This is a genomic window from Microcoleus sp. Pol11C3 (assembly GCF_036701485.1).
Lineage (GTDB): Bacteria > Cyanobacteriota > Cyanobacteriia > Cyanobacteriales > Microcoleaceae > Microcoleus.
The window spans coordinates 1-10,376 of record NZ_JAUBQW010000182.1; the positions used below are offsets into that span (position 1 = coordinate 1).

Annotated in this window: 9 protein-coding genes and 2 pseudogenes; 9 read left to right on the forward strand and 2 right to left on the reverse strand. The window is 44.5% G+C overall.

Annotation, left to right across the window (positions count from 1 at the left end; genetic code table 11):
- Positions 1–344 precede the first annotated feature (344 nt).
- Positions 345–1,361 (reverse strand): adenosine kinase, encoded by a 1,017-nt coding sequence (locus QUA40_RS25865; RefSeq protein WP_333131179.1) that lies wholly within the window; start codon positions 1,359–1,361, stop codon positions 345–347.
- Positions 1,362–1,527: 166 nt separating this feature from the next.
- Here QUA40_RS25865 and QUA40_RS25870 point away from each other — a divergent pair, with 166 nt between their 5' ends.
- The 3 genes and pseudogenes from QUA40_RS25870 to QUA40_RS25880 form a co-directional block, all read left to right on the forward strand.
- Entirely contained in the window at positions 1,528–3,093 is a 1,566-nt protein-coding gene (locus tag QUA40_RS25870) for an AAA family ATPase (RefSeq protein WP_333131181.1), read from the forward strand.
- 87 nt (positions 3,094–3,180) lie between these two features.
- Positions 3,181–3,507 (forward strand): hypothetical protein, encoded by a 327-nt coding sequence (locus QUA40_RS25875; RefSeq protein WP_333131183.1) that lies wholly within the window; start codon positions 3,181–3,183, stop codon positions 3,505–3,507.
- 174 nt (positions 3,508–3,681) lie between these two features.
- Positions 3,682–3,807: pseudogene (locus QUA40_RS25880) on the forward strand (YdcF family protein); the annotation flags it as partial.
- A gap of 10 nt (positions 3,808–3,817) precedes the next feature.
- Here the strand turns inward: QUA40_RS25880 and QUA40_RS25885 are convergent.
- Positions 3,818–4,940 (reverse strand): annotated as a pseudogene (locus tag QUA40_RS25885) (IS630 family transposase).
- A gap of 172 nt (positions 4,941–5,112) precedes the next feature.
- On the opposite strand from QUA40_RS25885, the gene QUA40_RS25890 reads away from it, so the two are divergent.
- The 6 genes from QUA40_RS25890 to QUA40_RS25915 all read left to right on the forward strand — a co-directional run bounded on the left by QUA40_RS25890 (position 5,113) and on the right by QUA40_RS25915 (position 10,316).
- The gene (locus QUA40_RS25890; RefSeq protein ID WP_445301200.1) at positions 5,113–5,661 is read left to right on the forward strand and encodes an ElyC/SanA/YdcF family protein; all 549 of its coding nucleotides are present in this window, start codon (positions 5,113–5,115) and stop codon (positions 5,659–5,661) included.
- Between the two features lie 17 nt (positions 5,662–5,678).
- Positions 5,679–6,662, forward strand: coding sequence for an aldo/keto reductase (locus tag QUA40_RS25895; protein WP_333131184.1), 984 nt, complete (start codon positions 5,679–5,681; stop codon positions 6,660–6,662).
- Between the two features lie 60 nt (positions 6,663–6,722).
- Positions 6,723–7,355, forward strand: coding sequence for a glutathione S-transferase family protein (locus QUA40_RS25900; RefSeq protein ID WP_333131186.1), 633 nt, complete (start codon positions 6,723–6,725; stop codon positions 7,353–7,355).
- 848 nt (positions 7,356–8,203) lie between these two features.
- The gene (locus tag QUA40_RS25905) at positions 8,204–8,476 is read left to right on the forward strand and encodes a hypothetical protein (RefSeq protein WP_333131188.1); all 273 of its coding nucleotides are present in this window, start codon (positions 8,204–8,206) and stop codon (positions 8,474–8,476) included.
- A gap of 339 nt (positions 8,477–8,815) precedes the next feature.
- Complete coding sequence (locus QUA40_RS25910) at positions 8,816–9,076, forward strand: hypothetical protein (protein ID WP_333131190.1); 261 nt, start codon at positions 8,816–8,818, stop codon at positions 9,074–9,076.
- 199 nt (positions 9,077–9,275) lie between these two features.
- The gene (locus QUA40_RS25915; RefSeq protein WP_333131192.1) at positions 9,276–10,316 is read left to right on the forward strand and encodes a caspase family protein; all 1,041 of its coding nucleotides are present in this window, start codon (positions 9,276–9,278) and stop codon (positions 10,314–10,316) included.
- Positions 10,317–10,376 lie beyond the last annotated feature (60 nt).

Here is a 10,376-nt window from a genome sequence, read left to right on the forward strand (position 1 = left end):
ATGAGGTATGCAGAAACCCTGTATTGTCAAGCTTTCCAGGTCAAAATTCATACCTCACCTTTTTGAGAAAGGCTATAGCTCAAAACTACTATTCTGCTTTTTCTGAGCATTTATACTTATTGCAAAAGTGACACGCTCCCAGACTATTACTTTTGTGAGGGTTCTCCACCGGAAAGATATTTATCGCTACTTTCCGCCATAAATCTGTTTTCCAGATACCTTGAATTGGCTTAGGTGCGAGATCCCTTCTCCCATCTGCGTTCATCCCCGTTCATCTGCCTTTATCTGCAGTTCAAAAGAGCGATCGCCCTTACGACAAAAAGTGCGATCGCCCTTTTCAAATCCTAACCAGAAATCACCTCACTCAAAAGATGAGCCTGAGAAACCTCAAGCCGAGGCCCGTGAATCTGCACCACCAAAGAAGCCAAATAATTGCCCCAACGAGCCGCTTGTGCAGAACTCAAACCATTAGTAATTCCAAACAAAACACCGCCCGCAAAAGCATCCCCAGCACCCACAGTATCGATCGCCTTTACCGGAAATCCAGCCACATCAACAATATGTTTGTTCTCCACCACCATGCAGCCTTTATCCCCATTAGTGATAAAAGCCAAATCCGAAATCTCGCTCATTTTCCGAGCGCACTCTTCCAGAGACTCCTCCTTAAAAAAGCTCCGAACTTCATCAGCATTGCAAAAAATTACATCACAATATTCCGAAACCACCTTGTGAAAATCATCAGCAAATCGATCGACTAAAAAGCCATCCGAAAAAGTAAAAGCCACCTTTACACCCAGACGCTTAGACTGTTCCATCGTCTCAATGCTAGCCTTTCTCGGATCGGGAGCATCCCAAAGATAGCCCTCAACATAACTGTACTTGCAGTGAGCCAGTCGATCGACATCAATATCAGTCGCCGCCAGAGTGGTAGAAACCCCCAAATTAGTACACATCGTGCGTTCCGCATCAGGCGTAGTCAGCACTACACAAGTACCCGTGGGCTCCTGCGACGACTCAGCAGGATGCACGTTAAAATCAATCCCCGCCGCCAGCAAATCCTGCCGATAAAATTCGCCGTTAGTATCCTTAGCAACCTTCCCCGAATAATACGCTTTACCGCCGCTTTGAGCCAAACCAATCATGGTATTTGCCGCCGAACCGCCCGATCGCATTTGCAGCGAATTGTGCTCTAAATCGTGCAAAATCCCCCCCTGCGTTTCCGAATTCATCAGCGTCATCCCGCCACGACTCAGCCCGTGGTCGAGTACAAATTCATCTTCTACCAATGCTAGGATGTCTACAAGGGCATTGCCTACGCCAAACACATCCACGGAACGGGAATCTTGATTGTTTTCTGTCATCAGTAATTTTTGGTTTACACTAATTATCAACTTTATAATAAATCGACTTCAACTCAACATCTATTTTATTTAAGTTGTCTTTATATAAATCCCCTAGCCAAAATCGATCTAATCCCAAATCTAAAATCCAAAATCCCAAATCTAAAATCCCAAATCTAAAATCGATATGACTGATACTTGTCTCCCACCTCTGATTCAGCAAATGTTGCACTCCGGGTTCTACCCCCACAGCGTAACAGAACCTGTGCAACTAATTCAGACTCACGCTTCTTTTGTTTTGCTGACCGGAGATTATACTTACAAAATCAAAAAAACCGTCAATTTTGGCTTTTTGAACTATTCAACCTTGGCAAAACGCCAGCATTTCTGCACCCAAGAATTGCTGCTGAACCAGCGCACTGCAGCGGAAATTTATCTAGAAGTTTTGCCAATTATTCAAACTGGCGATTCGTTTCACTTGGGCTGCAACTTACCTGCTCTAACTTCGGCCGAAATTGCTGTAGAATACGTGCTGAAAATGCGGGAGTTTCCTCAAGATTCGCTGTTGCTCAGTTTGTTGGAACGCGGACTGTTGACCGAGCAACTTATGGCCGAATTAGGGCGAGAAGTTGCCAACTTTCACAGCACGGCAATTAGTAATAGCTACATTCGCACATTTGGCGAAGTCAGTCAAATTCGCACAGCAATAGATAACAATTACCGGATTTCGCAAAAATATATCGGCGGGCCGCAGACTCAGGCACAGTTTCAGGAAACTAAAGATTATACAGAAGCATTTTTTGCGGAAAATCAAGAGTTATTTAATATCCGGATTGCCAATAATAAAATTTGCGAGTGCCACGGAGATTTGCACTTGCGGAATATAGCATTGTGGCAAGATAAAATATTACTGTTCGACTGCATTGAATTTAACGAGCCTTTCCGCTTTGTTGATGTCATGTACGATGTAGCTTTTACAGTAATGGATTTGGAATCGCGCGGACGCAGAGACTTGGGTAATGCTTTTCTCAATACTTACATCGAACAAACAGGGGATTGGGAAGGACTGCAACTGTTGCCTTTGTATTTGAGCCGTCAAGCTTATGTTAGAGCAACAGTAACTTCGTTAATGTTGGACGATTCCGCTATTTCAACGGCCCAAAAAGCAGAGATTTCACAGACAGCCGCTCATTACTATAAACTGGCTTGGCAATACACAAAACCGCGCCGGGGAAAGTTAACTTTGATGTCTGGTTTGTCGGGTTCCGGGAAGAGTACAGCGGCTAGATATTTGGCTCACCGCACTGGCGCAATTCACATTCGATCCGATGCTGTTCGCAAACATTTAGGGGGAATTTCTTTAAATGAACGCGGGGGGCCAGATTTATACTCAGATGAAATAACGGCACAAACTTATGGTAGATTGTTAGAGTTGGGGATAATTCTGGCTGACCGAGGTTGGGATGTGATTTTAGATGCAAAGTTCGATCGCCAAAACTGGAGAACGGATGCAATTAATCAGGCTCAATCCCACGGCTTGCCCCTGCAAATCATTTACTGCACCGCACCAATTGAAGTATTGCGAGAACGACTGCAACAGCGCAGGGGCGATATTGCCGACGCAACGGCAGAACTATTGAGTTCGCAGCAAGCAGCTTTTGAACCTTTTACAGAATTAGAGCAAATTTCTGTAAACATTGTACATACCGCGCAAGACTTAGAGGTACAATTAAACTTGATTTGTAGGGAGTAGTTGCAGAGCGATCGCCCTTGCCAATCTTACTTGTCTGCTAATATTGTCAATATCTTTCTGTGTTATTACAAACAAAACTTGCAGCTCATGCCAAAATTTACCGGAGACTCCAAGGGGTTTAGCCCCGCGCTGATATGGTTTGTGTTGTTTACCGTTGGGTTTCGCTTAGTAGGATGTACGCTGCCCCTGAGTCTCGGCTTGGGTGTCATCGGTGGTGTGGCAGCAGGTTTAATTGTCGCTTGGTGGCACAACGAATTACTACTCAACCCGAATATAAATCCCAAGGACAAAACCTCGGATGCTATCCTCAACAAAGAAGTAGTGCAAAGGGACGGCCATAAATATAGCAAAACCTCTAGGGGTGATGCTGCTACATTCTTTGGCTGGTTATCTGGACCAGAGGATCGTCGCTAGCACCGAAAATAGTTTTGAGTATTGAGTTGTAAGCTTAAAGTTAAAGAGTTTATAATTCACAACTCTCTACTAAAAATTAACCACTCCCGCCACTTAAATTACTAATTACAGATTAGCGACTAACTATCGTTCATTTCCAATTACCGCTAACCAGCAATTTGAATTACTTGCTTAATGTTTGTATTTCTCTCGAAACTCCTGCCGCTGTTTATTTATCCTTTGGGGTTGAGTTGCCTGTTAATGATGGCGGCTTTAATCACACTTTGGAAGCGTCCGAAATGGGCGGCGGCGCAAATAAGCTGTTGCACATTTAAACTGTGATACAAGCATTGCCCTTATTTTTGATTTTACGACCCCATTTAATTATTAATTGCCCTTCATTTAAGAGGCGGTGCAATAAATACTCTAGCTCTTCAATAGATTTAAAAAGTCGATTGGCAATATATTCTTTTGCCGAATGCCATACTAATTCAATTAAGTTATAGTCGGGGCTGTATTCGGGGAGGAATTCTAAATGAATATTAGGCATTTCTGTTTCAATTATTTTCAGGTACTCTTCTTTCTTATGAAAACTATCATTATCAAGAAGAATCACTATTTTCGCTTTTTTTCAGCAAATTCTGAAGCTTGATTACCTGCTGATACCCATTCATGGATTAGCTCTTCATAAAAGAGTTTTAGCACTTGATAAAAATTATATGAATTGCCTTTTTTGAGGAACTCTACCCACCTTTTTTTATCAGAATTTCTCACTCCTCTCATTACATTAACTCTGCCTTTCCTTCGGTCTCCTCTGACCTTTTTTCGGCTGCCTTTTTTACACCATTTCTTTCTTAGGGTGACTTTTAAACTAAATCCACTCTCGTCCCACAACCATACCTGTAATCGTTCTGGCGTTTCTTTTTCTGTTTTTAAATATTCTGCTATCTTTATTTTAAACGCTGTTCTTTTTTCAGGATTTCTCTTCGACTCTAGGCTATACTTAGCCCAGATGTAAACATACTTTTTTTTCTTTAATATCCTCCGAACTTGTCCTCCACTTAATTTTATTCCTGTGGATTGTTATAAGTATGTTGCTAATCTCTGCGCTGTCCATCGTCCAAAGTCATATCCTAATTCTTGAGGGGTTTTTTCTAGGGTTTCTAATAATATCTCTAGATATTTATCTGTGGCTTTTTTGTGATTCCCCTTCATCCTTTCATCTATTAGACTTTCTAGATTCTCGGGTCTCCCTTGACACACCAATAAGATACTTTGTTTACTGAAAAACCAAAAAAGTCAGGAATTTTAGATTGAGTTTTGCCGTCATTGAGCAATAATAAAATCACAATTCTTTCTCTGACATTTGCCTTGTTTTCCTCTTTTAAAGCTTTTTGTAGTTTCTCTATTTGTTGGGGATTGAGATGGTTTTTGGCGGGCTTTTTTGTATAAATTGACTAAACTAAATTTTTATTATACCCTATTTAAAGGCACAACAGCTTAGCTGGGGCTCTAATTATTTTACTCCTCGGAAGTAGCGGTTGGGTTTCAAAATCGTTAGTTCGATCGCTCGAATGGCAAAACTTACCAACCGCCGGACTCCCCCAAGCTGAAGCGATTATCGTCTTGGGCGGCGGTGTCAAAGCAGCTTTACCTCCCCGTCCTTGGGTAGAATTAGCGGAAGCGGGCGATCGAATAATCTACGGTTCCCGACTTTACAAGCAAGGTAAAGCTTCCCTGCTAATTCTCAGCGGCGGTAGAGTAGATTGGAAAGGTGGCGGGCCTCCAGAATCGGCCGACATGGCAGAAATTGCCCAAACAATCGGCGTACCGTCATCAGCAATTCTGCAAGACCCCGATTCACACAACACCTATCAAAATGCCGTAAACGTGCGGAAAATTTTAGAGTCTAAAGCTATAATACGAGCGATCTCTGAAGGGTTGCGGCTAGAATTAAACGGTGAAATCCGTTCGACTAATATCTCACCAGGAGCCGTTGCCACTGAGTTGACGACCACCATTAGCGATAAAGATACAGCAGCGAGAATGAATGAACTTTATGCGATCGCCATTGATGCAGATACCATTACCCGTGCGATCACCTTTGCGATTGAGCAGCCCGGTAATGTTGATGTGAATGAAATCATCCTCCGTCCGACAGGTCAAGAACTTTAGACTAATAGGAAAACATCATGAAACAGCGAAAACTCGGCAATCAAGGATTAGTAGTTTCAGAGTTAGGACTGGGCTGTATGGGGATGTCCGAGTTCTACGGGACAACCGATGAGTCAGAATCGATCGCCACTATTCATCGCGCCTTAGAGTTAGGCGTGACTTTGCTCGATACGGCTGATATGTATGGTGTCGGTCACAATGAAGAGTTGGTCGGCAAAGCGATTAAAGACTGTCGAGATCGAGTCATTATTGCCACGAAGTTTGGCAATGTACGCGGTAGCGACGGCAGCTTTAAGGGCGTGAATGGGAAACCCGAATATGTCCGCTCTTGCTGTGATGCCAGTCTCAAGCGTCTGGGCGTAGATATGATCGATCTTTACTATCAGCACCGAGTCGATCCAAACACTCCCATCGAAGAAACCGTAGGTGCAATGGCGAAGCTCGTCCAAGCCGGAAAAGTTCGCTACCTTGGCCTTTCCGAAGCCGCGAGCGCCACGATCCGCCGTGCAATGGCAGTGCATCCTATTTCCGCACTCCAGACTGAATATTCGCTCTGGAGTCGGGACCCAGAATCCGAGATTTTGCCCACCTGCCGAGAGCTAGGGATTGGGTTTGTGCCTTATAGCCCTCTGGGGCGCGGGTTTCTCACAGGCCAAATCAAGAGCCTCGACACGTTATCTGAGGGAGACTATCGGGCCCAGCGATATCCTCGCTTTCAAGCCGAGAATCTCCAGCAAAATCTCGAGCTAGTCGAGCAGATAGAGCAGATGGCCGCCGCTAAGGGCATCAAAGCTGGACAGTTGGCGCTGGCGTGGGTTTTGGCGCAGGGCGAAGACATTGTGCCAATTCCAGGCACTAAACGTCGCACCTATTTAGAAGAAAACATTGCGGCAGCCGCTGTGACACTGACTCAAGCAGAACTAGACCAGATCGCCACAGCGCTGCCATTAGGAATTGCCGCGGGCGATCGCTACCCGGATATGAGCAGCGTCAATCGTTAGGAATAGGTGAGAGTAAAGTATTCTTAACTACGGCTAAATTTTGGAAAGAAGCGATAAATCATGTCAAAACTTGTTGTTTGGGGAACACCCGTCAGTACCTATGTCCGTACTGTGCGGCTGCTGCTTGAGGAAATAGGCGCAGACTATACCCTCCACAGCGTTGATATCTTCAATGGTGAAAGCCAGTCCGCAGACTACCTTGCTAAGAATCCCTTTGGTAAAGTCCCCACCCTTGAAGTAAATGGGGAACTGCTCTACGAAACGGCGGCCATTACCGAATACCTTGATGCCACTTTAGCCGATCGCAAGTTTAGCTTTTCCGATCCCATGCTCCAAGCTCGGATGCGTCAAATCATGGCGATTATTGATAGCTATTTCTACGGCCCGGCTATTAGCACCATTGTGATTCAGCGACTGATTGTGCCGACTCAGGGTGGCAAGACAGATGAGGCTAAAGTCAAAAATGCGATCGCACCTGCACAAACGGCTATAGAGGCGATCGAGTCGCTAGCTGCAGGTAGCCCCTATCTGCTCGGCAGCGAAGCGAGCATTGCTGATTTCTATCTGATTCCCATCTTTATCTACCTTTCCCAAACTCCAGAGTTTGAGGTGATTACGGCTCAAACGCCGAAGCTACGGAGGTGGTGGGATGAGGTTAGCCAGTTGCCCAGCGTCAAAAAAGTGTGTGCGTAATTGCACTCAAATTGGCGGCAGGAAACCAGAGGATTGGAACTCGAACAGATGTAATCTTTGGCATCCAATGTTGAGCTAATTTGGGCACTGAATCTTCTACTAGAAGCGATCGACATCACCATTTCGATCGTTTTGATCTTGGATTTGGGCATCAAATTTCTCCTCCTCTGAAACTCTCTTACCAGGCCGGGTGATGACCGCGATGGGCTATGATTACTTTCCGAAGACGGCGTCCGGAGCGGCTGCTCTGTTTTTTGCTGGGGCTGTTTGCGATCGCGGTATGTGGTTATTTGACCGCAACCCGGGCAACATTTTTTGTGAGTCAGGATGCGAACGAGCGAGCGAGCAGAACTAGCAGGCACAAAATCAATTCAAGCTCTGCCAGCAGAAATTACTGCACTGCTAACTGAGATTCAAGCCTGCTTCACAAAAAGGTTTAAACCTCTGAATAGCTGTCCAATTATAGATAACATTCTAATTTAAACTGTTCCCAGCGATAGATGATATTTAACTTTTTAAAATTTACTATCAAAGAATAGGTTAACCACTCAAAATCAATGATGAAAACACTCATAAGTAAGTGGAAGGAGCCTAATAAACACATGAGCTATAGCGCTCCAAAAAGCTTCATTAATGCAAGTTCCCTCTAATTCGGGGATGCTGATGCTGGGAAGGGTGGGCAGAGATGTGATAAAAACTGCTAGATAAATTCTACGCTCATGTGGTGGTCATCACTGTTTTTTCTTGGCAACAATCTAATAATGGCTCGGATTCGTTGTTATCAAGAAAAATTTTTGTAAGTCATTGAAATCAATTCCTACCTTTTATTACAGTTAGAGGAGAAACTCATGGAAAATACATTGTTCGATCGCACATTCCGGGACAGCGAAGGCCAAATTGTTATAGCTCAGCCGCCAAATCTACCACTGAGTGTGGGGATTGTAGCTAGTTTATTAAAGCTCGTTGTTACAACAGGGCAAATTAATTTAGCGTTGGATCTAGTAGCCTTTGGCTCTTTGTTTACTTGGGCTTGGGAAGAATTATTTCAAGGCGTTAATTACTTTCGGAGAGCATTAGGTCTGATTGCGCTTGTTGCTCTACTTGTGTGGAAACTTCAATAAGTAGGTAAACCTCAATAAATCCTATCGACCATGAGCTTACCTCAAAAATCTACGCAAACTCTTCTTTTGCTATTGGCATGAGCACTCAAGTTTCAGAGGTACAGACTACCTCGCGCTGAGGCGATGAGCTTGACTCCCTAGCATTCTCTGCTTTTTCTTGAATACCGCAATTGTCGCCATGAGTATTAAGATAGTTGCCGGTTTAATTCAGTAATTACCGCCGATTTTACCTTGATAAAGTACCCCCCAGAAGCCGAGTTTCTTGCTGAAACCCGGCTTCTGTGTACTTCACTTATATTACCTGGAAAGTCCTGTATAATGCTTTCTCAACAGCCACTCATGCAGAAAACCAGAATCGATGTCCAACGAAGCGAAGGAGAGATTTTTGGGCATTCGGAAAACATTTTTAGCATCTATAGAGAAGAAATAACGCTGGTTTTTACTCCTGAATTAGGTCAATTAATGCAGGGAGAAAATCGGCGCCATATCAAAGTAGGAACGCGGCGCGGATTGTTTGTTCAAGACACGGATATGGTGTTAAAATATTGGTCAAGTTTGACAGATTTATACGTGAATAATCCCGCAATTTGTATGCTTTGAAAGTAGCAAGTGCTGCGAGGCGAGGGAGCGAAACAGGGAGAAAGGTAGCGATAACGAGTAAGCCCTGAAAGTAACAGCTTAGTCTATAATTTATTTTTGAGGTAGCTTGATTGTGTTTTTTAGTTTATTCTGGGTTGAGTAGCTAGATATTATTAACCCCGATTGAGGGATTGTTATTTTTTGCTGGAGTTTTTTTTAGATGTCCGATCTATTTACCCACGGTTACGCGCTGTTGATTGGTGTTGGTAATACTGCTGACGCAGGCTATTCGCTTCCAGAAACAGTCACGGATGCTCAAGCGCTCAAAGATGTGCTGACTGACGTAAATTTTTGTGCATATCCCAATACCCCCGATCATGTCCGGTTGTTAAAGGACGAGGGTGCGACTCACAATGCCATTTTGGAGGATCTGGACTGGTTAAAAGGATGTGCAGATGCAGACCCAGAGGCCACGATCGTCATTTACTATTCTGGGCATGGTAGGTTTCACGAGGCCAGTAATGCTTACTACTTAGTCCAACATGATTTTAATGAGCAAGCCATTCTACAAACAGCCCTTTTAGCGGAAACATTGAATGAGAAGTTACGCAATATCAAGGCTAAACGTCTCTGGGTAATCATTGATAGTTGTTATGCGGAGGGGATGGCTAGTGCTAAGAACGATCGGCCAGCAGACTTTTTGCGTACAGAGTTCTCGAAAGGGGTGAATGATGCCCTGAAGCAGGGGGAAGGTCGGGCAGTGTTCACCTCATCACGAGGACATCAATCTTCTTACGTGCGTCCAGATGGCCTCAGTCTCTATACGTATCATCTGATTGAGGCGCTGAAGGGAATGGCAAATCAACCGGGCGATCGCCTCGTCACAATTTTCAACGTCATGACTCACTTGGGAAAAACGGTTCCAGAGAGTGCCCGTAACATCTGTCACCGAGAACAAACCCCGTTTTGTAATGCAGCGACGGAGGATTTCCCAGTGGCACTGTTGCGCGGCGGCAAGGGACTGCCCAGCCAAACCCAGAGTCCAGAGTTGCCTAGGGTGATGACAAATCAAGAGGTGATGACCCCTGCCTTGGCAATGGCGAAGCGATCGCTGGCTTTTCTAGAAGAACAGGCTGCTGGCTATGGAAGGCTGCAAATGCCTGGTCATCTGCGGATTGACCTAGAGGAAAAACGGCGAGAAGTGGAAGAATTGGAAGCAAGATTGAGGGATGGGAAATCGAATGTAGGACTTACGCATTGACAAAAAACATGATCTATGCACTCTCGGTCATAGCATCACTCTGAAGGTTCGCCAAAATAT

Excerpts from the sequence above, each read along its gene's own strand:
- QUA40_RS25895 (WP_333131184.1), top strand. The coding sequence starts at position 5,679 with ATGAAACAGCGAAAACTCGGCAATCAAGGATTAGTAGTTTCAGAGTTA.
- QUA40_RS25870 (WP_333131181.1), top strand. The coding sequence starts at position 1,528 with ATGACTGATACTTGTCTCCCACCTCTGATTCAGCAAATGTTGCACTCC.
- QUA40_RS25875 (WP_333131183.1), top strand. The coding sequence starts at position 3,181 with ATGCCAAAATTTACCGGAGACTCCAAGGGGTTTAGCCCCGCGCTGATA.
- QUA40_RS25910 (WP_333131190.1), top strand. The coding sequence starts at position 8,816 with ATGCAGAAAACCAGAATCGATGTCCAACGAAGCGAAGGAGAGATTTTT.
- QUA40_RS25900 (WP_333131186.1), top strand. The coding sequence starts at position 6,723 with ATGTCAAAACTTGTTGTTTGGGGAACACCCGTCAGTACCTATGTCCGT.
- QUA40_RS25915 (WP_333131192.1), top strand. The coding sequence starts at position 9,276 with ATGTCCGATCTATTTACCCACGGTTACGCGCTGTTGATTGGTGTTGGT.
- QUA40_RS25905 (WP_333131188.1), top strand. The coding sequence starts at position 8,204 with ATGGAAAATACATTGTTCGATCGCACATTCCGGGACAGCGAAGGCCAA.
- QUA40_RS25865 (WP_333131179.1), bottom strand. The coding sequence starts at position 1,361 with ATGACAGAAAACAATCAAGATTCCCGTTCCGTGGATGTGTTTGGCGTA.